Origin of the sequence: Cupriavidus sp. 2TAF22 (genome assembly GCF_052115045.1) — a bacterium.
Lineage (GTDB): Bacteria > Pseudomonadota > Gammaproteobacteria > Burkholderiales > Burkholderiaceae > Cupriavidus.
In genome coordinates this window covers 23,626-50,067 of sequence record NZ_JBFRFX010000028.1, presented here as the reverse complement: position 1 = coordinate 50,067, position 26,442 = coordinate 23,626, and the positions used below count along the sequence as shown (strand labels likewise).

Annotated in this window: 25 protein-coding genes; 14 read left to right on the top strand and 11 right to left on the bottom strand. The window is 69.0% G+C overall.

Translation table 11 applies throughout. The features are described 5' to 3' along the window. Positions 1-4: 4 nt before the first annotated feature. Both dbpA and AB4Z48_RS28260 read left to right on the top strand, forming a co-directional pair. Positions 5-1,435 carry an ATP-dependent RNA helicase DbpA gene (gene dbpA, locus AB4Z48_RS28265; protein WP_441620097.1) on the top strand — a complete coding sequence of 477 codons (1,431 nt, stop codon included), beginning with the start codon at positions 5-7 and terminating at the stop codon, positions 1,433-1,435. A 67-nt stretch (positions 1,436-1,502) separates the two neighbouring features. Continuing rightward, the gene (locus AB4Z48_RS28260; RefSeq protein WP_441620093.1) at positions 1,503-2,351 is read left to right on the top strand and encodes a PA4780 family RIO1-like protein kinase; all 849 of its coding nucleotides are present in this window, start codon (positions 1,503-1,505) and stop codon (positions 2,349-2,351) included. Positions 2,352-2,454: 103 nt separating this feature from the next. Here AB4Z48_RS28260 and AB4Z48_RS28255 read toward each other — a convergent pair whose 3' ends face one another. Beyond that, positions 2,455-3,573, bottom strand: a complete 1,119-nt coding sequence (locus AB4Z48_RS28255) for a DUF2855 family protein (RefSeq protein ID WP_441620091.1) — start codon at positions 3,571-3,573, stop codon at positions 2,455-2,457. 153 nt (positions 3,574-3,726) lie between these two features. Between AB4Z48_RS28255 and AB4Z48_RS28250 the strand changes: the two genes are divergently transcribed. From AB4Z48_RS28250 to AB4Z48_RS28235, 4 genes are all read left to right on the top strand, one after another. Then, positions 3,727-4,287 carry a TetR/AcrR family transcriptional regulator gene (locus AB4Z48_RS28250; RefSeq protein WP_441620089.1) on the top strand — a complete coding sequence of 187 codons (561 nt, stop codon included), beginning with the start codon at positions 3,727-3,729 and terminating at the stop codon, positions 4,285-4,287. A 203-nt stretch (positions 4,288-4,490) separates the two neighbouring features. Further along, positions 4,491-4,934 (top strand): CBS domain-containing protein, encoded by a 444-nt coding sequence (locus AB4Z48_RS28245; protein WP_441620087.1) that lies wholly within the window; start codon positions 4,491-4,493, stop codon positions 4,932-4,934. Between the two features lie 574 nt (positions 4,935-5,508). Further along, the gene (locus tag AB4Z48_RS28240; protein ID WP_441620085.1) at positions 5,509-6,999 is read left to right on the top strand and encodes an MDR family MFS transporter; all 1,491 of its coding nucleotides are present in this window, start codon (positions 5,509-5,511) and stop codon (positions 6,997-6,999) included. Positions 7,000-7,093: 94 nt separating this feature from the next. Continuing rightward, positions 7,094-7,726, top strand: coding sequence for a glutathione peroxidase (locus AB4Z48_RS28235; RefSeq protein ID WP_441620083.1), 633 nt, complete (start codon positions 7,094-7,096; stop codon positions 7,724-7,726). On the opposite strand, the gene AB4Z48_RS28230 is transcribed toward AB4Z48_RS28235, so the two are convergent. Both AB4Z48_RS28230 and gstA read right to left on the bottom strand, forming a co-directional pair. Next, positions 7,710-8,504, bottom strand: a complete 795-nt coding sequence (locus AB4Z48_RS28230; protein WP_441620180.1) for an MFS transporter — start codon at positions 8,502-8,504, stop codon at positions 7,710-7,712. The genes AB4Z48_RS28235 and AB4Z48_RS28230 overlap by 17 nt on opposite strands. Before the next feature lie 54 nt (positions 8,505-8,558). After that, positions 8,559-9,185 carry a glutathione transferase GstA gene (gene gstA, locus AB4Z48_RS28225; protein WP_441620081.1) on the bottom strand — a complete coding sequence of 209 codons (627 nt, stop codon included), beginning with the start codon at positions 9,183-9,185 and terminating at the stop codon, positions 8,559-8,561. A gap of 153 nt (positions 9,186-9,338) precedes the next feature. Between gstA and AB4Z48_RS28220 the strand changes: the two genes are divergently transcribed. Then, entirely contained in the window at positions 9,339-10,250 is a 912-nt protein-coding gene (locus AB4Z48_RS28220) for a LysR family transcriptional regulator (RefSeq protein WP_441620079.1), read from the top strand. A 27-nt stretch (positions 10,251-10,277) separates the two neighbouring features. Here AB4Z48_RS28220 and AB4Z48_RS28215 read toward each other — a convergent pair whose 3' ends face one another. Further along, positions 10,278-11,171, bottom strand: a complete 894-nt coding sequence (locus tag AB4Z48_RS28215; protein ID WP_441620078.1) for a LysR family transcriptional regulator — start codon at positions 11,169-11,171, stop codon at positions 10,278-10,280. A gap of 166 nt (positions 11,172-11,337) precedes the next feature. On the opposite strand from AB4Z48_RS28215, the gene AB4Z48_RS28210 reads away from it, so the two are divergent. Then, on the top strand, positions 11,338-12,285 hold the full coding sequence (locus AB4Z48_RS28210; RefSeq protein ID WP_441620076.1) for an NAD(P)H-binding protein: 948 nt from the start codon (positions 11,338-11,340) through the stop codon (positions 12,283-12,285). 16 nt (positions 12,286-12,301) lie between these two features. On the opposite strand, the gene AB4Z48_RS28205 is transcribed toward AB4Z48_RS28210, so the two are convergent. The 4 genes from AB4Z48_RS28205 to AB4Z48_RS28190 all read right to left on the bottom strand — a co-directional run bounded on the left by AB4Z48_RS28205 (position 12,302) and on the right by AB4Z48_RS28190 (position 16,673). Further along, positions 12,302-13,039 (bottom strand): aspartate/glutamate racemase family protein, encoded by a 738-nt coding sequence (locus tag AB4Z48_RS28205; protein ID WP_441620074.1) that lies wholly within the window; start codon positions 13,037-13,039, stop codon positions 12,302-12,304. A gap of 81 nt (positions 13,040-13,120) precedes the next feature. Then, positions 13,121-14,536 (bottom strand): dihydropyrimidinase, encoded by a 1,416-nt coding sequence (gene hydA, locus AB4Z48_RS28200; RefSeq protein ID WP_441620072.1) that lies wholly within the window; start codon positions 14,534-14,536, stop codon positions 13,121-13,123. 13 nt (positions 14,537-14,549) lie between these two features. Next, positions 14,550-15,278 carry a maleate cis-trans isomerase family protein gene (locus AB4Z48_RS28195; protein ID WP_441620071.1) on the bottom strand — a complete coding sequence of 243 codons (729 nt, stop codon included), beginning with the start codon at positions 15,276-15,278 and terminating at the stop codon, positions 14,550-14,552. 96 nt (positions 15,279-15,374) lie between these two features. After that, positions 15,375-16,673, bottom strand: coding sequence for an MFS transporter (locus AB4Z48_RS28190; RefSeq protein ID WP_441620069.1), 1,299 nt, complete (start codon positions 16,671-16,673; stop codon positions 15,375-15,377). Positions 16,674-16,935: 262 nt separating this feature from the next. Between AB4Z48_RS28190 and AB4Z48_RS28185 the strand changes: the two genes are divergently transcribed. The 3 genes from AB4Z48_RS28185 to AB4Z48_RS28175 all read left to right on the top strand — a co-directional run bounded on the left by AB4Z48_RS28185 (position 16,936) and on the right by AB4Z48_RS28175 (position 20,073). Continuing rightward, positions 16,936-17,664, top strand: a complete 729-nt coding sequence (locus AB4Z48_RS28185) for a GntR family transcriptional regulator (protein WP_441620067.1) — start codon at positions 16,936-16,938, stop codon at positions 17,662-17,664. Further along, on the top strand, positions 17,661-18,509 hold the full coding sequence (locus AB4Z48_RS28180; RefSeq protein WP_441620065.1) for a fumarylacetoacetate hydrolase family protein: 849 nt from the start codon (positions 17,661-17,663) through the stop codon (positions 18,507-18,509). The genes AB4Z48_RS28185 and AB4Z48_RS28180 overlap by 4 nt, the downstream gene beginning before the upstream one ends. Positions 18,510-18,816: 307 nt before the next feature. Beyond that, positions 18,817-20,073: a M20 aminoacylase family protein gene (locus AB4Z48_RS28175; protein ID WP_441620064.1), complete on the top strand. Its 1,257-nt coding sequence runs from the start codon at positions 18,817-18,819 to the stop codon at positions 20,071-20,073. A gap of 297 nt (positions 20,074-20,370) precedes the next feature. Here the strand turns inward: AB4Z48_RS28175 and AB4Z48_RS28170 are convergent, their stop codons facing one another. Further along, positions 20,371-21,267 carry an AraC family transcriptional regulator gene (locus tag AB4Z48_RS28170; RefSeq protein WP_441620062.1) on the bottom strand — a complete coding sequence of 299 codons (897 nt, stop codon included), beginning with the start codon at positions 21,265-21,267 and terminating at the stop codon, positions 20,371-20,373. 110 nt (positions 21,268-21,377) lie between these two features. On the opposite strand from AB4Z48_RS28170, the gene AB4Z48_RS28165 reads away from it, so the two are divergent. Continuing rightward, a complete protein-coding gene (locus AB4Z48_RS28165) occupies positions 21,378-22,634 on the top strand; it encodes an MFS transporter (protein WP_441620060.1) in 1,257 nt (418 codons plus the stop codon). Positions 22,635-22,907: 273 nt separating this feature from the next. Here the strand turns inward: AB4Z48_RS28165 and AB4Z48_RS28160 are convergent, their stop codons facing one another. After that, on the bottom strand, positions 22,908-24,197 hold the full coding sequence (locus tag AB4Z48_RS28160) for a M20/M25/M40 family metallo-hydrolase (RefSeq protein WP_441620058.1): 1,290 nt from the start codon (positions 24,195-24,197) through the stop codon (positions 22,908-22,910). A gap of 143 nt (positions 24,198-24,340) precedes the next feature. Further along, positions 24,341-24,862: a MarR family winged helix-turn-helix transcriptional regulator gene (locus AB4Z48_RS28155; protein ID WP_441620178.1), complete on the bottom strand. Its 522-nt coding sequence runs from the start codon at positions 24,860-24,862 to the stop codon at positions 24,341-24,343. A gap of 311 nt (positions 24,863-25,173) precedes the next feature. Here AB4Z48_RS28155 and AB4Z48_RS28150 point away from each other — a divergent pair, with 311 nt between their 5' ends. Then, positions 25,174-26,064, top strand: coding sequence for an EamA family transporter (locus AB4Z48_RS28150; protein WP_441620057.1), 891 nt, complete (start codon positions 25,174-25,176; stop codon positions 26,062-26,064). Positions 26,065-26,102: 38 nt separating this feature from the next. Beyond that, entirely contained in the window at positions 26,103-26,435 is a 333-nt protein-coding gene (locus tag AB4Z48_RS28145; RefSeq protein WP_441620176.1) for a hypothetical protein, read from the top strand. Positions 26,436-26,442: the final 7 nt, after the last annotated feature.

Below are 26,442 nucleotides of genomic sequence, written 5' to 3'. Positions count from 1 at the left end.
CGGCATGAACTCAAGCCCCAACTCTTCCGCAGCGGCCGCGCCGTCCGCCGCTGCCGGCGCCTCTTTCTCCCGCTTGCCTCTCTCGCCTGCCACGCTGGCGACGCTTGAGCAACTTGGCTACCAGACCATGACCCCGATCCAGGCTGCCAGCCTGCCGGTCGCGCTGGCCGGCCAGGACCTGATCGCGCAGGCCAAGACGGGCAGCGGCAAGACCGCCGCCTTCGCGCTGGCGCTGCTCAACCGGCTCGACGCGCGCCGCTTCGATGTGCAGGCGCTGGTGCTGTGCCCCACGCGCGAGCTGGCCGACCAGGTCACGCAGGAGATCCGCCGCCTGGCGCGCGCCGAGGAGAACATCAAGATCCTGACGCTGTGCGGCGGCTCGCCGATGCGCCCGCAGGTCGACAGCCTGGCGCATGGCGCACATATCGCCGTGGGCACCCCGGGCCGCATCATGGATCACCTGGAACGTGGCACGCTGCAGCTGGGCGCGCTCAACACGCTGGTGCTCGACGAAGCCGACCGCATGCTCGACATGGGCTTCTTCGACGACATCGCGCACGTGGCGCGCCAGTGCCCCAAGGAGCGCCAGACGCTGCTGTTCTCGGCCACCTATCCCGAAGGCATCGCCAGGCTCAGCCAGCAGTTCCTGCGCAAGCCGCACGAGATCAAGCTCAAGGAGCAGCACGACGACAGCAAGATCCGCCAGCGCTTCTACGAGGTGGACGACAGCGAGCGCCTCAACGCGGTGGCGCTGCTGCTCAATCACTATCGCCCGGTCAGCACGCTGGCCTTCTGCAACACCAAGGCGCGCTGCCGCGACCTGGTGGAGCTGCTGCGCGCGCAGGGCTTCGAAGCGCTGGCGCTGCACGGCGAGCTGGAACAGCGCGAGCGCGACCAGGTGCTGGTGCAGTTCGCCAACCGCAGCTGCTCGGTGCTGGTCGCCACCGACGTGGCCGCGCGCGGCCTCGACATCGCCCAGCTCGAAGCGGTGATCAATGTCGACGTCACGCCCGATCCCGAGGTCTACGTGCACCGCATCGGCCGCACCGGACGCGCCGACCAGGACGGCATGGCGCTGAGCCTGGCGAGCATGAACGAGATGGGCCGCGTGGGCAATATCGAACAGCAGCTCAGCGTCGAGATGGAATGGCAGCCGCTGTCCGCGCTCACGCCGGCCAGCAACGAGCGCCTGCTGCCGCCCATGGTCACGCTGCAGATCCTCGGCGGGCGCAAGGAGAAGATGCGCCCCGGCGACATCCTCGGCGCGCTCACCGGCGACGCTGGCTACACCAAGGAACAGATCGGCAAGATCAACGTGATGGAGATGTCCACCTACGTTGCGGTCGAGCGCAGCATCGGCCGCGAGGCGATGCGCAAGCTGAACGACGGGAAGGTCAAGGGCAAGCGCGTGAAAGTGCGCATGCTGACCGATTGAGCGCGGCGCCGGCATTGCGCTGCGCGCTGCACGCCGACGGCCCGCCCGGCCAGCGAGGCCCGTCCCGATGAAGACCCCGAAGCGGTTGCAGCCGCTGGTCGAGGACGGCCTCATCGACGAGGTGGTGCGCCAGTTGATGAGCGGCAAGGAAGCCACCGTCTACGTGGTGCGCTGCGGCCAGGAGATCCGTTGCGCCAAGGTCTACAAGGACGCCGCGCAGCGCAGCTTCCGCCAGGCCGCGACCTACCAGGAAGGGCGCAAGGTCAAGAACAGCCGCCAGGCGCGCGCGATGGAAAAGGGCACGCGCTATGGGCGCAAGGTAGCCGAGGAGGCCTGGCACAACGCCGAAGTCGACGCGCTGTACCGGCTCGCCGCCGCCGGCGTGCGCGTGCCGAAGCCGCACCTGTGCTTCGAGGGCGTGCTGCTGATGGAGCTGGTGGTGGATGCCGGCGGCAACGCCGCGCCGCGGCTGAACGACGTGGCGCTGAGCGAAGACATGGCGCTGGCGTTCCACGCCGCGCTGATCGAGCAGGTGGTGCGCATGTTGTGCGCCGGCGTGGTGCACGGCGACCTGTCCGAGTTCAATATCCTGGTGGATGCCGAGGGCCCGGTCATCATCGACCTGCCGCAGGCGGTGGACGCCGCCGGCAACAACGATGCCAGCGTGATGCTGGAGCGCGACGTGGACAACCTCGCGTTCTACTTCAGCCAGTTCGCGCCGGCGCTCGGCGACACGCAATACGGCAAGGAGATCTGGGCGCTCTACCAGGCCGGCTTGCTGCATCCGGGCATCAAGCTGACCGGGCGCGTGGCGATCGATGACAGTCCGGTGGACGTGGAATCCGTGCTGCAGGAAGTGGAAGACGTGCGCCTCGAAGAAGAGGCGCGGCAGCGTTATCTGCAGAGCGCCGAGTAAGGACAAGGGCGCGCGCGATAAACCAGGCCGTCAGGCCTGGCCCGGCGCGCACGGTCCGTCAAGCCAGCATCAAGCCAGCATCAGCCCGGCATCAAGCCCGGCATCAAGCCAGCCGCACCACATACCCCGCCCGCGGCTCGCTGGCCCCCGCCACCAGGCTCGCGATCCTCTCCTGCGCGGCGCCGAAGCCCTGCTCCTCGATCAGCGTCAGCCAGCCGTTCGCCGGTGCCTTCACGTGGTCGATGAACTTGCGCTGCGCGGCGTTGAAGCGCTGGTTCACGCCTTCGGGTCCCCACTCGGCATTGCGCTTGCGGATCTGCACCGGCGCGAAGTAGAACTCGGGTTTGGGGCCGGGCAGCCCGGTATCGCGCAGGAAGCCGGTGTTCTGCGCGGAGCCGGCGAAGCAGTCGTAGGCCAGCGCGCTGCCGAAGTGACGGTGCACGCGTGCGCGCAATGCCTCGTCGCCGGAGAAATCCACGTAGAGCGTCGGCGCGTCGGCCGGCAATGTTTCCAGCGCGTCGTAGCCGACCACTTCCCGGTAGCAGCCGAGCCCCTCGACGAAGGCGCGGTTGCGCCCGGAGGTGATCGCCGCCAGCGAGATGCCGGGGATATCGCGCAGGCAGAAGGCGGTACCGTAGGCGGTCTTGCTGGAGGCGCTGGATACCACCAGCCGCGTGGCGCCGAAGAAGCGGTTGTCCTCGAGGAAGTCCGCCAGCATGAAGGATGTGATGAACAGCGGCCGGTACAGCATCTGGTGGTTTTCCAGTTCGGGCGCGTAGGCGGCGTCGTTGCTCACGCGGGTGTACTGGTTGTACGCGGAGGTCAGCGTCCTGCGGTGTTCGCTGGCATCGTAGAAGCCGCGCGCGGTGACGCGCTCGGGCTGCATGCGGATATGGCTGGCGATGGGAAAGTAGCCGTAGAAGCGCTCGCCGGCCGCCACGCCCGGCACTTGCGAGTCCACCACATCCGCGAAGCCCCAGACCGGCATGTGGCCCCAGTCCTGCTGTCCGGTCGGGAAGAACTGCCAGTAGTTCATGGCCTCGCCGAAGGCGGCGTAGGTGATGTTGTTGGTGGTGAGCGCGAAGCGGTCGATCTTCAGCAGCACTTCGCCCGGCGCGGCGGCGGCGCTTTCCTGCCGCGCTTCCAGGCGGCTTTCGTTTAGGGCATCCTTGCGTGTCAGCAGGCGGGTCACCTTGAGCGCCTGGTCCGTGTTGTCTTGCATCTTGTCTCCTTTCTTGTTCCTTCGAGGCCGATGACATCAATGTATCGCCGCAAGCCGGCGGCCGGGTTCGGAAACGCGGATGCGGCACCCGGCCCGGCGCAGGCGCCCGCCCGGCCGCTGAAACGCCCGTCCCAGCAGCGTGCGCGCTTTACCGTGAATGCCATTTACGAGGCTTTTGTTCGGATATGGCGCGCGCGCGGCTGGCATGGCGTGACCACGCGCGCGGTGGCGCTGGAGGCGGGCTGTTCGGTCGGCACGCTGTACGAGTATTTCCCCAACAAGGAAGCCCTGCTGTCCGGCTTTGTGCGGCACACCATCGAGCTGCTGCTGGCCCGCATCGACGCGGAGGCGGCCAGCGCGCCGGGGCTGGACTGGCGCGCGCGCGTGGCCCGGCTGGCGCGCCTGACGTGTGGCGCGGACGATGCCGTGCCGGATGCCTTCGACCACGAGATGCTGATGCTCGAGGCGCGCATCGCCGAGCCCAAGCACCATCGCCGCGTGTTCGACGAGCTGAACGCGGCATGGCTGCGCGCGCTGGCGGCGTGCCAGGACCTGCCGCGCCAGCCGGATGCCGCCACCGTGCAAAGCCTGCTGCAGGCGCTCTGGGGAGCGCGCCGTTATCGCCTGCTCCTGGGTGCATCGGCGCCCGCGCAGACCGCGTGGGCAGCCCAGATGGAGCGGCTTTGCCTGCTTGCGCTGGGTGATGCGCCGTAGCGGCGCGGCCGTGCCCGTGCCTCACGAGACCACATTCTGGTCTGCATAGTTTTTACAAAGATTCGTGTGCGTCACCCTGTAAGCCGCGCGCCGCTAGTGCTAATCTGAAGGCGAGACGCCGCGGTGCACCAGCGCCCGGCCGAACACTCCCGCCAGCGCGCGGGCGGAGTTGCAAATCCTTCGGACGGAACAAGGAGTGGGTGATGAAATCTGCACGTCAGGTTCTGGAATCAAAGCCGACCCAGGCTATCTTCAGCATTGCTCCCAACGCCACTGTTTATGCTGCGCTGCAGCTGATGGCGGAGAAAGGCATCGGCGCGCTGCTGGTGATAGAGCGTGGCGATATCGTTGGCATTCTCAGCGAACGTGACTATGCGCGGAAGGTGATCCTGATGCAGCGTACGTCGCGCGAAACCTTTGTGCGGGACATCATGACGTCGGCCGTGATCTATGTGCGCGCCGACCAGAGCACCGACGAATGCATGGCGCTGATGACCCAGCATCGCATGCGTCACCTGCCGGTCATGGACGGCAGCCACCTGGTGGGCATGCTGTCCATCGGCGACCTGGTGAAGGACATCATCTCCGAGCAGAAATTCATCATCGAGCAGCTCGAGCACTACATCTCCGGAAGCGTGCATCCATAGGCCGGCGCCTTCCTGTTCAGCCGGGCGGCCGCTGCTAAGCGGTCGCCGCCGGCTGAACCGCCCGGACCCGTCCGCCCGAGGCCACATCCGGAGCGCCCACGCATCGGCGCCACGCTGAAGTGAGTACGCCGCGTTCATGCGCGCAAATTCATCCAATTCCGGCCAACCGGCATTCATCGTTCCATAACGAGCCGCCGCAGCCGCGTGCTTCCCGTTTTTCCTGGCTCGAATTCCGACTTAGCGGCGCACTCGATATTCAGTATCCGCATATAATTATGCGTTCACTGAATTCGGCCAGCCCCGGGCCGTGCAGGGCGGCCGGATCTTGCTTGCGGCCTTCTTCATCCAGCGCGCAGCACCGGGTACGCAAAATCTCAGTTGTATCCGATTTTGTGGTCATGTTTCCCGCTGTACGCTGGCAAATCGCGTGAGTTGCCTGTCGTTTGGTGCAACGTTGGCCGCTCAAGCCTACGTGCCCCCGCCGCTCCCGATGTCCGCTTCCGCTTCTCCATCTGCATCCGCATCCGCATCCGCTTCTGCGACCGCCACCCCCGCCCTGAGCCATCAGGACATCATGCGCGTCATCGGCGGAATCATCCTGTGCATCCTGCTGGCCGCGCTCGACCAGACCGTGGTGATTCCGGCGGTGCCGGCCATCGCCAGTGACCTGAACGGCTTCGGGCATTTGTCGTGGATCGTCACCGCGTACCTGATCACGTCTACGGTGTCCACGCCGCTCTACGGCAAGCTGTCCGACAACTACGGCCGGCGGCGCCTGCTGATGCTGGCGATCGGGCTCTTTATCCTGGCTTCGGTGGCCTGCGCGATGGCGGCTTCGCTGGAGCAGCTGATCCTGTTCCGTGCCTTGCAGGGCATCGGCGGCGGCGGCCTGATGTCGCTGGCGCAGGCGGCGATCGCGGATGTGGTGGCGCCGCGCCAGCGCGGGCGCTACCAGGGCTACCTGGCCACGGTGTGGGCGGTGGCGTCGATCGCCGGGCCGCTGGTGGGCGGCTGGACCTCGGATCACTTGTCCTGGCGCTGGCTGTTCTGGATCAATGTACCGCTCGGCGTGCTGGCGATGTTCATGTGCCACCGGGGCCTGAGCCAGCTGCAGGCGCGCGGCGGGTCGGCGCGGGTGGACTGGGGTGGCGCGCTGCTGCTGACGGTATCCATCGTGGCCTTCCTGCTGGCGATGAGCTGGGGCGGCGACGTCTATGACTGGATATCGCCGCAGATAGCCGGGCTGGCGCTGCTGGTGATGACCGCGCTGGCCGGGCTGGTGTGGCAAGAGCGCCGCGCGGCGGATCCGATGCTGCCGCCGCGCCTGTTCGGCGACCGGGCCTATGTGCTGGGCGTGGCGGCTTCCGCCATGGCGGCGCTCAATATCTTCCTGTGCATCTTTGCGCTGCCGCTGCATTTCCAGCTGGTGCGTGGCGCCGATGCCTCGCAGTCGGGCCTGCTGGTGGTGCCCTTCCTGCTCGCCACGGTGGGCGGCAACTTTATCGTGGCCGCGCTGGCGCCGCGCCTGGGCCGCATGCGCGGCATCCTGACCGGCGGCTATATCGCGGCGGCGCTGGGCCTGCTGGGACTGGTGGCGGTCTCGCCCGCCACGCCGCTGGCGATGGTGCTGCTGGCGATGATGGTGGCCGGCGTGGGCCTGGGCATGGCCATGGTCGGCACGCTGATGACCGTGCAGAACGTGCTGGAGCGCCGCGATACCGGCGCCGGCACCGGCGCGCTGCTGGTGCTGCGCTCGCTGGGCAGCGCCTTTGGCGGCGCGCTGGCGGGCACCCTGCTGACGCTCTCGTTCCACAACGCGCTGCACGCATCCGGCGTGACGCAGGCGCTGGACCTTGGCGCGCTGCGGCATGGCAGCGAGGCGCTGGCCCGCCTGTCGCCCGCCGTGCGCGGCATGCTGACGGACGGCGTGGAGTCCGGCTTCCGGCTGATCTTTGCGGTGGGCACGCTGGCCGCGCTGCTGGCGCTGGTCATCGTGCGGCGCATGCCGGACGTGGAACTGCGCAGCAGCGTGACCGAGCACGCGGCCACGCTGGCGATGGAGTAAAAGGTGCTATCCGCGCAGCCGCCACGCCGGGCCTGCGCATCCATTCCGTTGCCGACGGCGTAAACTACGGACAACCCACTCCGGAGTGTCCTCCATGCGCCGTACTTCCGCCCAGCGCCAGCGCGCCCTGCGATTCACCGCCGTGTCCGGCGCGCTGGCCCTGGCCGCCGCCGCGGCCGTCGTGAGCCCGCGCCCCGCGCGCGCTGCCGATGCGCCCGCGGCCACAACCCAGCCGGCGGGCGCCTGCCCGGCTTCGCTCAATTTCAAGTTCCCGCGCCTGCAGGACGAAGCGCCGCAGAATCTCTGCCAGTACGCCGGCAAGGTGGTGGTGGTGGTCAACACCGCCAGCTACTGTGGCTTCACCCCGCAATACGAAGGGCTGGAGGCGCTCTATGCGAAGTACCGCGAGCGCGGCCTGGTGGTGCTGGGCTTCCCCTCCAACGATTTCTCGCAGGAGCCCGGCTCCGCCAAGGAGATCGCGGACTTCTGCTACAACACCTACGGCGTGAAATTCCCGATGCTGGGCAAGTCGCACGTGCGCGGCAGCGAGGTCAATCCCATGTACGCGCTGCTGGCCAGGCAGTCCGGCACCACGCCGAAGTGGAATTTCTACAAATACCTGATCGACCGCAACGGCCAGGTGGTGGCCAGCTTCAACAGCATGACCAAGCCCGACGACCGGGAATTCGTCGGCAAGATCGAGCAACTGCTCAGCGCCACGCACTAGCGTCGGCCAGCCCGCGGGTCAGCGCGGCGTGGGCCAGCAGGTTGAGCACGGCAAAGCCGATGGCGGCCAGGCACACCGCGCTCCAGCCCCCCGCGGCCCAGGCGGCGCCGGCCGCCAGCGCGCCGCTTGCCCCGCCCACGAAGAAAATCCCGACGAACAGGCCGTTGAGGCGCCCGCGCGCGGACGCGTCCAGCAGGTTGATCTCGCGGCGGCCGAAGGTCTGGTCGGCGGTCACGCCGGCGTCCAGCACCATGGCGGCAATCACCAGCATGCCGATGGCGGCGACGGCATGGCTGCCGGTATCGAAACCGAACCACCCACCGCCGGCGGCACCCGCCAGCAGCAGCGCGGCCAGCACCGCCAGTTGCGCCGCGCGGGTGCCGGCGTGGCCATGGCCGCGGTCGGCGAGGCGGCCGGCCAGCGGCGCCGCCACCGCTCCCGTCGCGCCGGCCAGCGCGAACAGCGCGAGGCCGTGGCTGTCCAGCGCGAACGGCGGCTGGGCCAGCCGCAGCGCCACCGCGGTCCAGAACGCGCTGAACGCCGCCATCGACAGCGCCGCCGTCAGCGCGTGCTGGCGCAGCACGCGCTGGCCGCGCAGCAGATGCCACATCGAGCCGATCAGGGCGGCGTAACGGTGGCCGCCATCCGGCTGGCGGCGCGGCAGCCAGCGCAGCAGCACCGCCGCCAGCAACGCGTCCAGGCCCGCCAGCACGGCGTAGCACGTGCGCCATCCACCGGCGCCGCCTGACCGGCCTGCCGCCCCTCCCAGCGGCGGCAGCCTGATGCGGCCTGATGTAGCGCTGATGTAGCGCCGATGTAGCGCCGAAGCGGCTCAGTCGCGCGCCAGCCCTTCGGCCACCAGCGCCTCATGCACCCTGGGCCGCGCCGCCACGCGCGACAGGTAGGCCTGCAGCGCGGGATATGGGTTGAGTGGCATGTGCAGGATGCTGGCCCAGTTGACGATGGCAAAGCAGTACGCGTCCGCCACGCCGAACTGCTTGCCGGCGAGGTAGTCGCGCGTCGCCAGGTGGCGGTCCAGCTCGGCGAAGCGCAGCGCCAGCTTGGCCTTGCATGCTTCGCGCGTGCTGTCGGCGGTTTCCTTGTGCCACAGCCACGGGCTGAAGACCTTGTGCAGCTCGGTGGAGATCAGCGTGAGCCAGCCTGTCGCCTCCAGCCGCGCCTGCGTGCCGGCGGCCGGCAGCAGCGCGCTGGCCGGCGCGAGGTCCGCCACGTATTGCAGCAGCGAGGTGGCTTCGGTGTGGCGCGAGCCGTCGTCCAGTTGCAGCACCGGCACGTAGCCGCGCGGGCTGACCGCGTAGAAATCGGTGTTGCCATTCTCCGGCTCGGCCAGCTTGTGCGTGGCCAGGTCCACCCTGGCGAGCGTGAAAGGGAGGCCGGCTTCGCGCAGCGCGATATGGACGGCGAGCGAGCAGGCGCCGGGAGTGTAGTAGAGCTTCATCGGGTTTCCTTTGGGTCTTCGGGTTGCCTTCGGGTTTCTCAGCTTCTGGCGCCACAACTTGTCGCGACCGTGCAGGCAGTCTAGGATTGCGCATGTGCAATCGCAATGCGCGCGACTGCAAGTCATGACTGCAGGATTGCAATGGCGGTGCTTATGCCCACTCCCTATCAGCTGTCTTCCCCCGATCTCGACATCGTGCTGGCGCTGGTGCGCTGCTCGACCCTGGCCGAGGCCGGCCGCCGGCTCGGGCTCGATGCCTCCACCGTGTTCCGCGCCTTGCAGCGCATCGAAAAGGGCCTGGGCCGGCGCCTGTTCGAGCGCAGCCGCGCGGGCTACCTCGCCACCGAGCTGGCGCAGCAGTTCGCCCAGCACGCCGAGCGCATCGAGGCCGAGCTGGAAGCGGCCCGCGCGCATGCCTCGGTGACCGCGGGCACGGTGTCTGGGCTGGTGCGCATCACCACCACCGACACCGTGCTGCACGGCATGGTGCTGCCCGCGCTGGCGCCGCTCGGACGCGCCCATCCCGGGCTGAGCTTCGAGCTGATCGCCACCAACGAGCTGGTCAGCCTGACCCGGCGCGATGCCGACATCGCCGTGCGCGCCACGCGCCAGCCGCCCGACCACCTGATCGGCAGGCGCCTTGGTCCCCTGCGCGTGGCGGTGTTCGCCTCGCGCGACCTGCTCGCGGCGGCGGGCGTGAGCGTGCCGGAGGACGGCGCGGGCGTCGATCTCGCGGCGCTCGCCACCTTGCCCTGGGTCGCGCCCGACGAAGCCATGCCCGATCATCCTTCCGTGCGCTGGCGCCGCAAGCACCTGCCGCGCGTGGCGCCGCAGTACCGCGTCAACAGCATTGCCGGCGTGGTCGAGGCCATCGAAGGCGGGCTCGGCGCCGGCATCGTCTCGCTGATGATCGGGCGGCGCAGCGGCAAGCTGGTGGCACTCAGCGGTCCGCTCGACGAATGCGAGACCGACCTGTGGCTGCTGACCCATCCCGAATCGCGCCACCTGCGCCGCATTGCCACCGTGGTCGGCCACCTGGCGGAGCATGTGAGGCTGGACGAATAGGCGCCGCGCAGCGCAAGCCCTGCCGGCCTACGATGCCGCCACCACGGCGGGAATGGCGCTGGCCAGGAAATCGTAGACGGTGCGGATGCGCGCGCTGCCGCGGATCTCGCGGTGCACGGTGAGCCAGACCGGTAGCGGCGGGATCGGCAGCGCCGGCAGCACGGTGCGCACGCGCGCATCGCCGGCGACGAGATAGCGCGCGGCGAAGCCCACCCCGAGGCCGGCGCGTATCAATTGCCACAACACGATATCGTCGTCGCTGCGCACGCTGAACGCGTCGCGGGTGATCTCCAGGCCCGTGCCGCGCAGGCCGCGCACGATGGTGTCGTCGCGGTCGTAGCCGATCAGTTCGTGGCGCAGCAGGTCGCGCGCCGTGCGCGGCACGCCCTTGCGGCGCAGATAGTCTTCATGCGCGCAGGCGCACAGCGCCAGCGACGCAACCTTGCGCGCGATCAGCGAGGCCTGGCTGGGCCGCACCATGCGGATGGCGATGTCGGCCTCGCGCCGCAGCAGGTTGCTGACTTCGTTGGACGACACCACCTCGATGGCCAGTTGCGGCTCGCGCAGGCGCAGGTCCGCCAGCAGCGGCGGCAGCAGGTAGCTGGCCACCACGCGGCTGGCCGATACGCGTACGGTGCCGGCGATGCCCGCATCGCTGCCGGCCAGCGCGCGCGCCACCGCGTCGGCGCCTTCCTGCATGGCGCGCGCGTGTCCGGCAATGGCGCGCGCCGCATCGGTGGGCCGCAGGCCGTGGCCGGTGCGCTCGAACAGGGGCACGCCGAGCTGCGTCTCCAGTTGCGCCACATGGCGCCCGAGCGTGGGCTGGCTGCTGGCGAGCCGGCGCGCCGCGCCCAGCAGGCTGCCGCATTCCATCACCGCCAGGAAGGAGCGCATCAGCGTCCAGTCGAATTCGTCCGCCACCCGGTTTGCTCCTTGAGCGATGCCGCGCCGCGCCCGGCGACGCTATTCAAAACTGCATTCGCGGATTGCGAAGTCATGCAATTGTGGAGTCATCGCACCCCGCGCACAATAGCCTGCATCGGACCCGGCCGGAGCACGATGCGACCGGCGCAACATGGAGAACGTCATGAGCAAGACCGTGCTGATCCTTGGCGCCAACGGCCGGCTGGGCCGGACCCTGGTGGACGCCTTCGCCGGCGCCGGATGGCAGGTGCTGGCGCAGGCGCGCCGGCCGCTGGCGGGACCGGTGCCGCCGGCGGTGCGGGCGCTGGACCTCGACGTGACGCAGACCGCGCGACTGGCAGCGGCGGCGCACGGCGCCAGCGTGGTGATCAACGCGCTCAACCCGGCCTATACCGAATGGGCGCGGCACGCTGCCGCGCTGGCACGCGCCGCCGAGGAAGTGGCGCTGGCGCTCGACGCCCTGCTGATGTTTCCCGGCAACGTCTACAACTTTGGGGAATCGATGCCGCCGCTGCTGCGCCCGGACACTGCGCAGCGGCCCACCGCACGCAAGAGCAAGATCCGCCACGACATCGAGGCGGCCATGCGCGAACGCACGCCGGCGTTGCGCAGCGTGGTCATCCGCGCCGGCGATTATTTCGGCGGCCCGGGTCGCGGATCATGGATGGACCTGGCGATCGCCAGGTCGCTCGGCCAGGGCAAGGTGGTCTACCCGGGTCCGCGCGACCGCGCGCATGCCTGGGCCTACCTGCCGGACCTGGCGCAGGCCTTTGTCGCCGTGGCCACGCGCCACGCGACGCTGCGCGGCCACACGGTGCTGCATTTCGCGGGGCACACCTTGACGGGCGACGAACTGGTGGCCGCGCTGGGCGATGCCGGCGGCCTGCGGCAGCCGCCGCGCGTGGGCGGCATGCCGTGGTGGCTGATCCGCGCCGGCGCCGCGCTGGTGCCGATGTGGCGCGAGCTTGCCGAGATGGCCTACCTGTGGAAGGTGCCGCATGCCATGGACGGCAGCGCGCTGGACGCGCTGGTGGGCGCGCTGCCGCGCACCCCGCTCGGGCAGGCACTGCGCACGAGCCTGGACCAGCTCGGCCTGTGCGCGGCGGCGTAGCGCAAGCGACGCGGGCTCAGTCCAGCATTGCCGCCAGCGTCGGCGGCAGCCCGCGGTTGGGCTTGCGCGGCGGGCGCGCGAAGCTGCCTTCGGTGGCGCCGGCCGGCGCCAGTGCGACCAGGCTTTCGCAATGCCGGATCGCGCTCGATACGCCGTCCACCACCGGCACCGGGATGCGGTCCTTGAGCGTGCGCGCCAGCCCCGCAAGCGGCGCGCCGGCCACGATGATCACGTCGGCGCCGTCCTCGCGCACGGCCTGCAGGCTCAGTTCTTCCAGCCGCGCGGCGTGGTCCTCCTGCACGCTGCCGATATCGCGCAGCGGTTGCTGCAGCGAACGCACGCTGGCCAGCCGCGCGGACAGGCCGTTGGCCGCGACGCACTCGCGATACCACGCCTCGATACGGTGCGAGATCGCGATGATGGAGAAGCGCTGCCCGAGCAGGCAGGCGCTGGCCAGCGCCGCTTCGGTCATGCCCACCACCGGCACATTGCACAACTCCTTCAGCCCCGCCAGGCCAGGATCGCCGAAGGCCGCCACCACCACGCCGTCGAACTGGCCCTGGTGCGCGGCGACTGCGCACGCGGTGGCGTAGCCGCCCACCAGCGCTTCGAAGCGCGTCTCGATATAGGCCACGCCGAACTGCGCCGTGGCCATCGCCAGGGCCGTGCCGGGCGACGCCGAGCGCGAAGCCTCCGCATGGATCAGCGACGTCACGCTCTCGGAGATATTCGGGTTCACAACAAGAATTCGCATGATGATGCTCGAACAGGGAATACGAAGATCCGACGCCGCCAGGGGCGTCGGAACGACCTCGGGTGCGCGGCCGGCGACGGCTCAGTCCAGCAGCGGCGCGCCGGCTTCGAGGAAGCGGCCGCGGCCGGGTTGCGGCTCGAGATAGACGCCGTCCTCGACCAGCATCTCGCCGCGCGACAGGCAATGCACCGGCCAGCCGGTCACCTCGATGCCTTCGTACGGTGTGTAGTCCACCGCGTGGTGCAAGGCGCTGTTGGCGATGCGCACCTTGCGTTGCGGATCCCACAGCGCGATATCCGCATCGGCCCCCACCGCGATCGTTCCCTTGCGCGGATACAGGCCGTACAGGCGCGCCGGCCGGTAGGAGGTGAGTTCGACGAACTGGTGCAGCGAGAGCTTGCCCCTGGCCACGCCGTCGAACAGCAGCGGCAGGCGCGTTTCGATGCCGGGCACGCCGTTGGGGATGTGGTCGAACGGCTGCGCCTGCCCGCCGAGCTTCTTGCCCTGCGGATCGTCGTAGCTGAACGGTGCGTGGTCCGAGGAAAACACGCTGAACACGCCATTGACCAGCGCGCGCCATACCGCGGCCTGGTTCTCGGGGTCGCGCGGCGGCGGGCTGCACACGCACTTGGCGCCCTCGTAGCCATCGTCGCCCGGCAGGCCCATGTCCTCGGCGGTGAGGTACAGGTACTGCGGGCAGGTCTCGGCCAGGATCGGCAGTCCCCTGCCCTGTGCCCAGCGGATCTGCTCGATCGCGTCCTTGCCGGACACGTGCACGATCAGGATCGGCACGTCGACCAGTTCGGCGAAGGTGATGGCGCGGTGCGTGGCTTCGCGCTCGACCAGCGCCGGGCGTGCCATGCCGTGGAAGCGCGGCGAGATGCGCCCTTCCCCGACCAGCTTCTCGGTCAGCCACGAGATGCAGTCCGCGTTCTCGGCGTGCACCATCACCAGGGCATTGTTTTGCTTGGCCACGTCGAGCACATCGAGCATCTCGCGGTCGGAGAGCTTGAGGTCGTCGTAGGTCATGTAGACCTTGAACGAGGTGTAGCCCTGGCGGATCAGCGCGGGCAGTTCGTGCTGCAGCACGTGCGGGGTGGGATCGGCCACGATCAGGTGGAAGCCGTAGTCGGCCACGGCGCGGCCTTCGGCGCGGCGGTGGTAGTCGGCCACCGCGGCCTTGAGCGAGCCGCCCTTCTCCTGCGCCGCGAACGGGATCACGGTGGTAGTGCCCCCGCACACGGCGGCGCGCGTGCCGGTGAAGAAATCGTCGGCCATGCGCATGCCGTCGGGCATCGGCTGGTCGAGGTGGCAATGGCCGTCCACGCCGCCGGGTAGCGCGAGCAGGCCGCTCGCATCCAGTTCGCGCGCGCCGCGCGGCAGGCCGCTGCCGAGCATGGCGATGCGGCCGTCGCGCACGCCGATGTCGCAGGTGAAGCGGTCGGCGGCCGTGACCACGTCGGCGTTGCGGATGACCAGGTCGAGTGCGGTGTCCATGGATTCTCCTGTCTTACTGGACTTCGGCGAACAGGCGACCCCATCCGCGCAGCTCGCGCGTATCCACGCCGGCCAGCCGCAGCGATTTCCACACGACGGTGGAGATGGTGTCGTAGACGGGGATGCCGGTCTCGGCTTCCAGTTCCTGCGCCAGGTGCGCGGCGCGCAGATTGGTGCAGAACGTGGTGATGGCGGCGGGCTTGTGCTGCGCCACTTCGCGCACCATGCGGCGGATGGTGTCCTCCTCGACCTCGGCGAAGCTGTAGTTCACGTGCAGGTCCAGGTGCCGCTCGGCGGTGCAGCGCAGTCCGTGGCGCTCGTAGTTCTGCCTGATGCGCTGCTGCACGTCGTCGAGATACGGCGTGACCAGGCCAAAGTCCTGCGCGCCGGTCTTCTTCAGGATTTCGTTGAGCGCCAGCACCGAGGTGGTGGCGGGGATGCCGGTGGCTTCGGTGATCTGGCGGCACAGCGCTTCGTCCTTGTCGAAGCCGAGCCAGCCGGACGAGGTGCCGTTCCAGGCGATCACGTCGACGCGCGCGTCCGCCAGCAGCCTGGCCGCGCCGATGATCTTGTCGAGATCGAACTGGCCCAGCGCCTGGTCGCGCAGCGAGATCTCGGTGACGGTGAAGCGCGAGAAATGCGCGCTGACGTTGGGCAGGCCGCTCACCATCGCGCTGGTGATGGGTTCGAGCGCCGTGTTGGAGGACGGCGTGAGCATGCCGAGCAGGGTACGTTTGGTCATGTCGGGTTTTCGCTTCAGGAGTTGGCGGCCCTGGCGCGCGTCGATGCAGCGCGCCGGGCCAAGCTCGTTATCGTGGATGGATGGCGGGCGCGCTGCTCAGACCGGCAGCTTCTTCTCGTAGTCGATCGCGGTGGACGCCAGCAGCAGGCCCACGCCGGCGGCGGCGAAGAACATCAGCGCCAGGAAGTAGGAGCCGGTGAACTGCACGATCATGCCGACGATGATGGGCACGGAGATGCCGCCGATATTGCCGCCCAGGTTCATGATGCCGCCCAGCACGCCCACCTTGTCGCGGGTGCCCAGGATCGACGGGATGCACCAGAACAGGCCGCACCAGCGCAGGAAGAACAGGGTGGAGGAGAGCAGCGCCACGACGACGACCGGGTCCTTCACATAGGCCACGGAGAAGATCGAGACCGTGGCGACCACCGCGGCGATGCCGAACAGCGTGCGCATCACGCGGTTGGGCCTGCCGCCCGCGGCTTTCCACTTGTCGGCGATCCAGCCGCCGACCAGCTCGCCGACGAAGCCCGAGAAGAAGATGATGAAGCTGGCGCCGCCCATCTGCTTGATGTCGAAGCCGTGCACCTTGTTCAGGTAGTTCGGCATCCAGGTCAGCAGGCCGTAGAACACGCTGTTGAAGCACATCCAGCCGATCGCCATGCACCACACGGAGCGGTACTTGAAGAAGTCCAGCGAACGGCCCGACAGATTGGCCGGCTCGGCGCGATGTTCGGCGGCCTGGGCCTCCTCGATATAGCGCGCTTCCAGTTCATTGACGCCACGATGCTCGCGCGGCGAGTTGCGCACGTAGTGCCATGCCCACAGGCCGGCCAGCACGGTGCCTACGCCGGCCACGATGAAGGACAGCCGCCACGAGCCAAGCACGGTGATCAGCCACGTGATGATGACGGCACCGAGCGCGGCGCCCAGCGGCGCGCCGCCGTCGAGCAGGGTGGCGCCGCGGCCGCGTTCGTTCTGCGTCATCCAGATCGCGTTGAGCTTGCCGCCGGCCGGGTAGATCGGCGCTTCGGCCGCGCCCAGGCCCAGGCGGGTCAGCAGCAGCGAGGTGGCACTGGTGCAGAACGCCGCGGCCGCCTGGGACAGGCCCCAGAACACGGTGGCGATGGCGATCACGATGCGCGGCTTGTACTTGTCCGCCAGCATGCCGCCGGGGATCTGCATGAGCGCGTAGGTCCAGAAGAAGGAGCTGAGGATCAGGCCCTGCATGGTGGGGCTGAGGTCGAACTCCTTGGCGATCAGCGGCATCGCCACCGACAGCGACGCGCGGTCGATGTAGTTGATGGCGATGAGGAACAGCATCATCAGGAAAATCTTCCAGCGCACGGAGCTCTTCGTCTCCGTTAGCGCCGCGGCCCGGCTTGTCGTTTGCATGACGCGTGTCTCCTTTGAGGAATTTTAGAAGTCGTTCCGGAAAGCGTCCGGCGAGCGTGCCCGGCGCGTGGCCGGGGCTTGCTTCGCTGCTTTCCGAAACGACCTCCGAGGCGGTTTGAATTCGTGTGTCGCGCAACCGGCTGGAGTATAGGATACGTAATCTGTAATTACAACTCTTGTAAGTCATTGATTTTATTATGATGCAAACGCACAATTTCGGTGTGTGATAGCCTTGTTGTGGTGCATGTTCCCCATCCCGGTGATGTCTGTGACTCAAACGCTGCCTAAATCCACGCGCCTGCGCACGCTCGGCATGTCGGCCGAAATCGCCGCCCGCCTGCGCACCATGATCGAAGAAGGGGAGATGCCGCCAGGTGCGCGCATCGACGAGCGCGCCTTCTGCGAGATGTTCGATGTCTCCAAGACGCCACTGCGAGAGGCGCTCAAGGTGCTGGTGTCGGAAGGGCTGGTGCTGCACCGGCAATACATCGGCTACCGCGTGGCGGCGCTGGACCTGGACGAACTGCGCTCCACCTTCGAGACCCTGCACGGGCTCGAGGCCACCGCCGGCGAACTCGCCGCGACGCGGCTGTCGGATGCCACGATGGCGCGCCTGGAGCGCAAGCACCAGGCCATGCTCGACGCGCACGCAGCGGGCCGGCGCACCGAGTACTTCCGCACCAACCAGGAGATCCACCAGCTCATCATCGACGGCGCCGCCAACCCGGTGCTGGCCGGCATCTACGCCATGCTGATGAGCAAGGTCCACCGCGCGCGCGGCGCCGCCAATGCGGATATGCTGCGCTGGCAGGAATCGCACGAGGAGCACGAGGCCATCATGTCCGCGCTGCGCGAACCCGGCCGCCCACGGCTGGCGCAGGTGCTGCGCGGGCATTCCGAGAACACCGCCAAAGAAGTCCTGACCGTGGTCGCGCGGACCCTGTCCGAGCCCGCGCACCGCTTAGCCACCGAAGCCAAGGGGAAACGATGAAACTAGTACGTGTAGGCAAGCCGGGCGCAGAACGTCCGGGACTGATCGACAAGGAAGGTCGCGTGCGCGACCTGTCAGGCGTGATCGACGGCGTGGGGCCGCAGCAACTGTCGGCCGAGGCGCTGGCCAGGCTGGCCGCGCTGGACCCGGCCACGCTGCCGGTGGTGCAGGGCGGGCGCTTCGGCGTGCCCTGGACCGGCATCGGCAAGATCGTGGCCATCGGCCTGAACTACGCCGACCACGCCGCCGAGGCCGGCATGCCGTTGCCGGGCGAGCCCATCGTCTTCCTCAAGGCCAACAGCTCGCTCAACGGCCCCGACGACACGGTGATGCTGCCGCGCGGCTCCGAGAAGAGCGACTGGGAAGTGGAACTGGGCGTGGTGATCGGCACGGCCGCGCGCGACGTCCCGCGCGAGCAGGCGCTGTCCCATGTGGCCGGCTACTGCGTGGTCAACGATGTCTCCGAGCGCGAGTTCCAGCTCGAACGCGGCGGCACCTGGGACAAGGGCAAGGGCTGCGATACCTTCTGCCCGGTCGGCCCGTGGCTGGTCACGCGCGACGAAGTGGCCGACCCGCAGGCGCTCGGCCTGTGGCTGGACGTCAACGGCGAGCGCGTGCAGAAGGGCAGCACCGCCACCATGGTGTTCGACGTGGCCACGCTGGTGAGCTATGTCAGCCGCTTCATGACGCTGCATCCCGGCGACCTGATCTGCACCGGCACGCCGCCGGGCGTGGGCATGGGCTTCAAGCCCCCGCGCTTTCTCAAGGCTGGCGACACCATGCGGCTGGGCATCGACGGGCTGGGCGAGCAGACCCAGGCAGTGGTGGCGTACGCCAAGGGGTAAGCGTCACGCGAAGTGCGAGGAAAAGGCGGCCGGCAACGGCCGCTTTTTTTTGCGCCCGGACTCGGCCCGGACGCGGCTTGTACCGCGTGCGATACCTGCCGGCACGAATGCGGCGAGGCGCGCAGAAGGCGGGGGGACTGTGATCCCCGTCGCCGCGTCGAGTTCCCCCTGTGATCCCGGCGTGCGCGGACCGTCCCCCGTTCGCAACACTTGTTGCCCGATTTCGCTACAAAGGGTTAAACCGTTTGCGCTCAGTGCTTAGCGTGAAATACTGTTTTCTATACGCTTAGAAAAAACGAGCACTGCCATGTCAGAACACGCCCCCGAATTGATGGAGTCGTTGCTTTCAGACTCCCCCGCAAGTCCTTCTCTCAAGCCTTTTGCCTTCCGCCTTGCGCGCTTGTGCGAGCTGGCCGATACGGCCGACAGCCGCGCCGAGCTGGAAGCCATCCGCCACACCATCCACCAGCATCCGGAACTCGCCTTCGACGAAGTGCGCACCGCCGAACTGGTCGCCAGCCAGCTCGAGGGCTGGGGCTACGAGGTGACGCGCCATGTGGGCGGCACCGGCGTGGTCGGCCGCCTGCGCCAGGGCGACAGCCCGCGCACCGTCGGCGTGCGCGCCGACATGGATGCGCTGCCCATCCACGAGCGCACCGGCCTGCCTTATGCGAGCCTCAACGCCGGCAAGATGCACGCGTGCGGGCACGACGGCCACACCACCGTGCTGCTGGGCGCGGCGCGCCAGCTGGCGCGCACGCGCAACTTCAACGGCACCGTGCACCTGATCTTCCAGCCCGCCGAGGAGATCGGCGCGGGCGGCGGCGCCGAGCGCATGCTGGCCGACGGCCTGTTCGAGCGCTTTCCGTGCGATGCGATCTTCGGCCTGCACAACCACCCGGGCGTGGAGGCCGGCACCTTCATGTTCCGCACCGGCCCCTTCATGGCCGCCTGCGATACGGTCTCCATCACCATCCGCGGCAAGGGCGGCCATGCCGCGCGCCCGCACCAGGCGATCGACCCGATCCTGGTAGCCGGCAGCCTGGTGATGGCGCTGCAGAGCATCGTGGCGCGCAATATCGACCCGAACGAAACCGCGGTGGTCACCATCGGCACGCTGCACGCCGGCCACGCGCCCAACGTGATCCCCGAAAGCGCCAAGCTGGAACTGAGCGTGCGCTCCTTCAGCCCGGACGTGCGCCGCACTCTGGAGGCGCGCATCACCAAACTGGTGACCTCCCACGTGGACGGCTACGGCGCCACCGTGGAGATTGACTACATCCGCGGCTACCCGGTACTGGTCAACAGCGAGCGCGAGACCGAGTTCGCGCGCCAGGTCGCCGAGGAGCTGGTCGGCCCGGACAAGGTGGTGGGGCACTTCCCGCAGATCGCCGGCAGCGAGGACTTTGCCTATTTCCTGCAGCAGCGCCCGGGCTGCTTCGTGCGCATGGGCAATGGCGTGGGGCAGCCGCTGCTGCATAACGCCGGCTACGACTTCAACGACGAGAACCTGACGGTCGGCGCGGCGTACTGGACGCGGCTGGTGGAGCGGTATCTGGCCTGACGGCGGCATGTCCGGTGCCGGGGCGGTGGTCGGGGCGCGGTATCGGTGTCGGTATCGGTATCGGTAGCGGCCCGGCCCGGCCTGGGCTGGCATCCCGGCGGCATTGCGCCGCGCGAGCTTTGACCGGTCTCAGCCAATTACGCTATTAACGGCCGTACCTGCATCAGCGATCGCAGCCGGCGATCGCAGCCTGCGGCCGGCGCCTGCCGCCGGGAGCACAGCCGCAGCCGCAACCGCAACCGCAACCGCAACCGCAACCGCAACCGCAGCCGCAGCCGCAACCGCAACCGCAGCCGCCTATCTGAAGAAGGCGCTCGGTGGCACGCCGAACTGCTTGCGGAACATCGTCGAGAACGCGCTCGGGCTGTCATAGCCCAGGTCCAGCGCCACATCCACCACCTTGGCCCCTGCGGCCAGCCCCTCCAGCGCCGCCAGCAGCCGGGCCTGCTGCCGCCATTGCCCGAACGTCATCCCGGTCTCGCGCGCGAACTTGCGCTGGATGGTCTTGGGGTCGAGGCCCAGCCGCCCGCCCCATTCCGCCAGCGTGAGCGCCGTATCCGGCGCGCCGACGATGGCATCGCAGATCTCGCGCAGGCCGGGATCGGCCGGGCGCGGCAGGTGCAGGGGCAGGGTGGGCACCAGCATCACTTCGTCCAGCAGCAGGCGCATCAGGCGGCCATCGCGCGATTCGGCCGCGTAGGGGGTGGGAATGTCGATGGCAGCGAGGATCAGTTCCCGCAGCAGCGGGCTGATGCCGAGCACGGTGCAGCGCGTGGGCAGGTTGGCGGCCGCGTCGGGCCGGATATAGGCGGTGCGCATGCGTACGTGGCCCACCATGCGGATCCAGTGCACGGTGCCGCCGGGCATCCACATGCCGCGCGTGGGCGGGACGATCCACTGCCCCTCGGCGGTGGCGACCACCATCACGCCGTGCACGGCGTGGATCAGCTGCGCGTGGGGATGCTGGTGCGGCTTGGTGACATGGCTCGGCAGGTAGTCGGCCGCCATGGCGGTGACGGGCATGGGGCCGCGGTCGTAGCGCAGGTAGGCCGGCGCCGCGCTGTAGGTGTCGGCGCGGTCTTCGGCGTGGGCCGGGATGAGGGGTGGTATGGCCGGTGCGCCACCTGTACGCGGGCGAGCGGGGGACGCGGCGCGGGGCGGGCGGGGAGGCTGGCCGGTGGCGGGACGTGGCATGTCCTTTTCTCCAAGGTTCCGGCCCTATTCTCGCAGGACAGGCGCAGTCGCGCCAATTAGCATGGCTGCCAGATTCCCGTATTGTTTTTCTTCCAGCCCCCGATTCCATCATGAGCAGCCGCATCGACACCGCGCCAGGCGGCGCGACCGCCTCGCCGCAGGGCCAGGCGCAGCCTCTCCACAGTACCCAGTCCGCGGAGCGGACCGGTTTCCGCGTACTGTCGGCGATCAGCTTTTCGCATTTCCTCAACGACATGATCCAGTCGCTGATCCTGGCCATCTATCCGATGCTCAAGGGCGGCTTCAACCTTAGTTTCACGCAGATCGGCCTGCTGACGCTGACGTACCAGATCACGGCGTCGCTGCTGCAGCCGGTGGTCGGCCTGTACACCGACAAGCATCCCAAGCCGAAGTCGCTGCCGATCGGCATGGGCTTCACGCTGTGCGGCCTGTTGCTGCTGTCGGTGGCGCCCACTTACGGCGTGCTGCTGGTGGCGGCCGCGCTGGTGGGCACGGGTTCGTCGATCTTCCACCCGGAATCGTCGCGGGTGGCGCGCATGGCCTCGGGTGGCCAGCACGGCCTGGCGCAGTCGATCTTCCAGGTCGGCGGCAATGCCGGCAGCGCGGCCGGGCCGCTGCTGGCGGCGTGGATCGTGCACCAGCAGAGCAGCGTGGCGTGGTTCTCGCTGGCCGCGCTGCTGGCGATCGCCGTGCTGTGGCAGATCGGCGGCTGGTACGGCCGCGAGCTGGCCCACACCGCGCGCAAGCGCAAGGCCGTCTCCACCGCCGCGCCGCTGCCGCGCAGCACCGTGGTGCGCGCCATGATCGTGCTGATGGTGCTGGTGTTCTCCAAGTATTTCTACATGGCGAGCCTGAACACCTACTACACCTTCTACCTGATGGAGCGCTTCGGCCTGGAGCGCCAGAGCGCGCAGATCTACCTGTTCGCCTTCCTGTTCGCGGTGGCGGCCGGCACCATCCTGGGCGGCCCGATCGGCGACCGCATCGGCCGCAAGCGCGTGATCTGGGCGTCGATCCTGGGCGTGGCGCCGTTCACGCTGATGCTGCCGCATGCCAACCTGTTCTGGACCGGCGTGCTGTCGTTCATCATCGGCTTTATCCTGGCCTCGGCGTTCTCGGCCATCCTGGTGTTCGCGCAGGAGCTGATCCCCGGCAAGGTGGGCATGGTGTCCGGCCTGTTCTTCGGCTTTGCCTTCGGCATGGGCGGCATCGGCGCCGCGGTGCTGGGCACGCTGGCGGACGCGCAAGGCATCCAGGCCGTCTACCGGCTGTGCGCCTTCCTGCCGCTGCTGGGGCTGCTGGCGGTCTTCCTGCCCGACCTGGGCGGGCGCAAGAAACCGGCCTGACGCAAACCGGCCGGGGTCCGGTTCCCACCGGGCCGGCCGCTGCGTGGCCGGCCACGCAGCGCGGGCTTCACTGCGCACGCTGCACTTCCTAAACTGGCATGCGCATGCGCGGGGATTCGGGCAGAGATCCGGGCCGGTCGTGCAGGTTGCACCCCGGCCGCACCGGTTGTCCTGCCGCGCTCCTGCCTGCGGGAGATGCAGGCGAGAAACGTGCCAGCCCCTTGCGGGGGCCGGCATCCGCGGCAAGGCTGGCGCGTGGACCGGCGCGCCGGCTCAGTTCCCGGTCTTGTCCTGCGAGACGTCCATGATCATGCGCGTCAGCAGGTACAGGCGCGGCGTGACCGAGTTGAGGTCGACGTATTCGGCGTCGTTCGAGTGCGCGCCGAAGCCGCGCAGGCCGAAGCGCTCGATCACCGGCGCCTTGGTGGCGGCCGCGGCGAAGGCGGCGTCGGTGCCGCCGCCCTCGGCGGTGTCGTAGACCGCCAGCTTCTCGCCGATCTCGGCATACACGCCTTGCGCGTGGGCGGCCAGCTTGCGCGCCGCATCGGTGACCTCGAGCGGCGGGCGGCGGCGCTCGAACTTGACCTCGACCTTGGTGTCGTGGATCAGTTGCTTCTTGACGCGCTCCTGCAGCGTGCGCTCCAGGCCGTCGTAGTCGGCGGTGCGCAGCACGCGCACGTCGGCCTGCGCCGTGGCAATGGCGGGAATCACGTTGCGGTTGGAGCCGGCCGAGGAGATCGTCCAGTTCACCTTGAGACCGGTGTCCGGGTTGGACAAGTCGCGCATCTGCAGGATCTGGTGGGAGAGTTCGTACAGCGCGTTGCGGCCCTGCTCGGGCGAGCTGCCGGCGTGCGAGGACTTGCCGTGCACGGTCAGCGAGATCGCGCCGATGCCGCTGGTGGCCAGCGACAGGCGGTCGCCGGTCACGCGCGTGGCCTCGCACGAGAACACCGCGTCCTGCTGGCTGCCCATCTTGGTCAGCATGGCGCGCGCGCCCGGAGAGCTGATTTCCTCGTCGCCGTTGATCAGCACCGTCAGGGTGCCGTAGTCCTTGAAGCCCATCTTCTGCAGGATGGCCACGGTGTGCAGGATCACCGCCACGCCGTTCTTGTCGTCGGCGATGCCCAGGCCGTAGGCGCGCTCGCCGTCGATGCGGAACGGCTGCTGCGCCAGCATGCCGCGCAGGTAGACCGTGTCCATGTGGCCGATCAGCATGATGTTGCGCTTTCCCGTGCCCTTGAACTGCGCCATCACCATCTTGCCCACCTGCTTGGGCGTGTCTTCCATGCGGTAGACCTCGGTGGGCTCGATCAGCTTCGCGTCGCCGCCCATGGCCGAGAGCCGGTCGCGGATCAGCGTGGCGATGCGGTCCAGGCCTTCGATGTCCTTGCTGCCGGACTCGATCGAGACCAGGTCCTTGAGCGTGGCGATCAGCGCGGGCTTTTCCTGCTGCGACAACTGGTAGGCCGGCTCGACCGGCGCGGCCTGCGCGGCACCGGCGCAGAGGAGGGCGGCGAGCATGAGGGCGGGTGCGCTGGCGCGCGGGCGGAAATGCGGGGGCATGCGGGTGTCTCCGGAAATACGGTGGGTGGTAGGTGAGATGGATCGAAAGCGATGGAAGGCGATGGAAAGCGGTGGCGATGCGGTCAAAGGGCGGTGTGGATCGCAGGCTTCGTGCCAGTGCCGGCGCCGATGCGGCGGATACCCTATTCGCCGGGCGGCTCGAAGCCCTGCAGCCAGCGCCGCAGCAGGCCGGCGAGCTGCTTGCGCTCGGCGGCCGTGAGGCGCGCCAGCAGGCGGTGCTCGTTGGCCACGTGGACCTCCACCGCGTGGTCGATGCGGCCGCGGCCCTCGGGTGTCAGCTCGATCAGCAGCCCGCGCCTGTCGTCCGGATTCGGGCAGCGGCGCACCAGGCCGGCGCGTTCGAGATGGTCGATGCGGTTGGTCATGGTGCCCGAGGTGATCATCAGCGAGTCGATCAGCGCGCCCGGCGAGAGCGCATGGGGCGGTCCCGAGCGGCGCAGCGTGGCCAGCACGTCGAACTCCCAGCTGTTCAGGCCGACGGGCGCCAGCGCGGCTTCCACGGCGCGGTCGGTATGGCGCGCCAGGCGCCAGACACGGCCGATGATGCCCATCGGCGAGGCGTCGAGATCGGGGCGCTCGCGTGCCCACTGGGCGAGGATGCGGTCGACGCGGTCGCCGTCCGCGGCAGGGTCCGGCTCGCCCATGCTTGCGGGATGCTGCGCGGGCGCGTCTTCCTTGCCGGCGCTGCGAGGCGCGGCAGGGGGTGTGGCCTTGGGTTTGCCGCGGGTGGCCATGGGATGTGTATTGCGATTTGCGATTTATGCGGATGGCAAGAATCTTGACATCAAGCCTTTCACTTCGTAAAGTGGATTTTATCTTGATATCAAGATTCTTCTTGTGAAGAAGAGTTGCCACGGAGGCCAGCAGCATGAAGCCCGACGCACCGCCCCTTCCGATCACTCCGATCGCCCCGCCCGTCCCACCGGCGCAGGCGGCATCCCCCGCGGCGCCTGCCATGCCGGCACTCGCCGCGATTTCCCCGCAGGGGCGGGTACGCGCGGCCGACGTGCTGCTGACCGCTTCCGCCCCGCTGGTCTGGGGCAGTACCTACCTCATCACCAGCCAGTGGCTGCCGCCCGGCCAGCCACTGCTGTCCGGCGTCATCCGCGCGCTGCCGGCGGGGCTGGCCATGCTGGCCTGGGGCCGGCAATTGCCGTCCGGCGGCTGGTGGTGGAAGGCGGCGGTGCTGGGCGTGCTCAATATCGGCTTGTTCCAGGCCATGCTGTTTATCGCGGCCTATCGCCTGCCGGGCGGGGTGGCGGCCACCGTGGGCGCGATCCAGCCGCTGCTGGTGGTGGCGCTGGCATGGCTGCTGCTCGGCGCGCGGCCGCACCTGGCGGCGTGGCTGGCGGGGTTTGGCGGCATCGGCGGCGTGGCCCTGCTGGTGCTCGGGCCGGCCGCCAGGCTCGATGCGGTGGGCGTGGAGGCGGCAGCTGCCGGGGCGGTGTCGATGGCGCTCGGCACGGTGCTGGCCAAGCGCTGGCGGCCGCCGGTCTCGCCGCTGGTGCTGACCGCGTGGCAGCTGACCGCCGGCGCGCTGTTCCTGCTGCCCTTCGCACTGGCGTTCGAGACCCTGCCGGCACGGCTGACGCTGCCCAATGTGCTGGGCTACGCGTGGCTGTGCATCGCCGGCGCTGGTATCAGCTACGCGCTGTGGTTCCGCGGCATCGGGCGGCTGCCCACGGCGGCGGTGTCGGCGCTCGGCCTGCTGAGCCCGGTGAGCGCGACCGTGCTCGGCTTCGCGGTGCTCGGCCAGACCTTGAGCGCGGCGCAGATGGCGGGCGCGCTGCTGGTGCTGGCCAGCGTGTGGCTGGGCCAGCGCGCGCCGTCCGCGCAGCCGCGGTGAACGCGCCGGGATGAATGGCGCGCCGTTTTTGCGGCATCATGGCGGGCATGACGTCTGTTGTGCCTCCCCCCCTCCCTTCCCGGCCCACGCCCGCGCGCCCCGCCCGGGCCGCCTGCGGCCACTGCCTGGCGCTGGCCGCGGATTCGCGCCGCCGCGAGCCGCACGAGCGCCTGGCGCTCAAGCACACCGCGCCGCTGGTAAGCCAGAGCGCCGCCGGCGTGCCATTCAGCATGCTTACCTTCACCTGCCGCGAGTGCGGCACCGTGTGGCACCTCTATGACCGCGCCAACGAGCTGTTCGTGTCGTGGGTGCCCGAATGTGCCCTGGTGGCGGGCCCAGGCACGGGCGGTGACGCATCCCCGATCGGATAAACTCCGC

Coding starts and splice junctions, on each gene's coding strand:
- AB4Z48_RS28245 (WP_441620087.1), top strand. CDS start 4,491: ATGAAATCTGCACGTCAGGTTCTGGAATCAAAGCCGACCCAGGCTATC.
- AB4Z48_RS28255 (WP_441620091.1), bottom strand. CDS start 3,573: ATGCAAGACAACACGGACCAGGCGCTCAAGGTGACCCGCCTGCTGACA.
- AB4Z48_RS28260 (WP_441620093.1), top strand. CDS start 1,503: ATGAAGACCCCGAAGCGGTTGCAGCCGCTGGTCGAGGACGGCCTCATC.
- AB4Z48_RS28240 (WP_441620085.1), top strand. CDS start 5,509: ATGCGCGTCATCGGCGGAATCATCCTGTGCATCCTGCTGGCCGCGCTC.
- AB4Z48_RS28145 (WP_441620176.1), top strand. CDS start 26,103: ATGGCGGGCATGACGTCTGTTGTGCCTCCCCCCCTCCCTTCCCGGCCC.
- gstA (WP_441620081.1), bottom strand. CDS start 9,185: ATGAAGCTCTACTACACTCCCGGCGCCTGCTCGCTCGCCGTCCATATC.
- AB4Z48_RS28195 (WP_441620071.1), bottom strand. CDS start 15,278: ATGACCAAACGTACCCTGCTCGGCATGCTCACGCCGTCCTCCAACACG.
- AB4Z48_RS28155 (WP_441620178.1), bottom strand. CDS start 24,862: ATGGGCGAGCCGGACCCTGCCGCGGACGGCGACCGCGTCGACCGCATC.
- AB4Z48_RS28170 (WP_441620062.1), bottom strand. CDS start 21,267: ATGCCACGTCCCGCCACCGGCCAGCCTCCCCGCCCGCCCCGCGCCGCG.
- AB4Z48_RS28235 (WP_441620083.1), top strand. CDS start 7,094: ATGCGCCGTACTTCCGCCCAGCGCCAGCGCGCCCTGCGATTCACCGCC.
- AB4Z48_RS28160 (WP_441620058.1), bottom strand. CDS start 24,197: ATGCCCCCGCATTTCCGCCCGCGCGCCAGCGCACCCGCCCTCATGCTC.
- hydA (WP_441620072.1), bottom strand. CDS start 14,536: ATGGACACCGCACTCGACCTGGTCATCCGCAACGCCGACGTGGTCACG.
- AB4Z48_RS28190 (WP_441620069.1), bottom strand. CDS start 16,673: ATGCAAACGACAAGCCGGGCCGCGGCGCTAACGGAGACGAAGAGCTCC.
- dbpA (WP_441620097.1), top strand. CDS start 5: ATGAACTCAAGCCCCAACTCTTCCGCAGCGGCCGCGCCGTCCGCCGCT.
- AB4Z48_RS28180 (WP_441620065.1), top strand. CDS start 17,661: ATGAAACTAGTACGTGTAGGCAAGCCGGGCGCAGAACGTCCGGGACTG.
- AB4Z48_RS28210 (WP_441620076.1), top strand. CDS start 11,338: ATGAGCAAGACCGTGCTGATCCTTGGCGCCAACGGCCGGCTGGGCCGG.
- AB4Z48_RS28175 (WP_441620064.1), top strand. CDS start 18,817: ATGTCAGAACACGCCCCCGAATTGATGGAGTCGTTGCTTTCAGACTCC.
- AB4Z48_RS28220 (WP_441620079.1), top strand. CDS start 9,339: ATGCCCACTCCCTATCAGCTGTCTTCCCCCGATCTCGACATCGTGCTG.
- AB4Z48_RS28205 (WP_441620074.1), bottom strand. CDS start 13,039: ATGCGAATTCTTGTTGTGAACCCGAATATCTCCGAGAGCGTGACGTCG.
- AB4Z48_RS28165 (WP_441620060.1), top strand. CDS start 21,378: ATGAGCAGCCGCATCGACACCGCGCCAGGCGGCGCGACCGCCTCGCCG.
- AB4Z48_RS28185 (WP_441620067.1), top strand. CDS start 16,936: ATGTCTGTGACTCAAACGCTGCCTAAATCCACGCGCCTGCGCACGCTC.
- AB4Z48_RS28150 (WP_441620057.1), top strand. CDS start 25,174: ATGCCGGCACTCGCCGCGATTTCCCCGCAGGGGCGGGTACGCGCGGCC.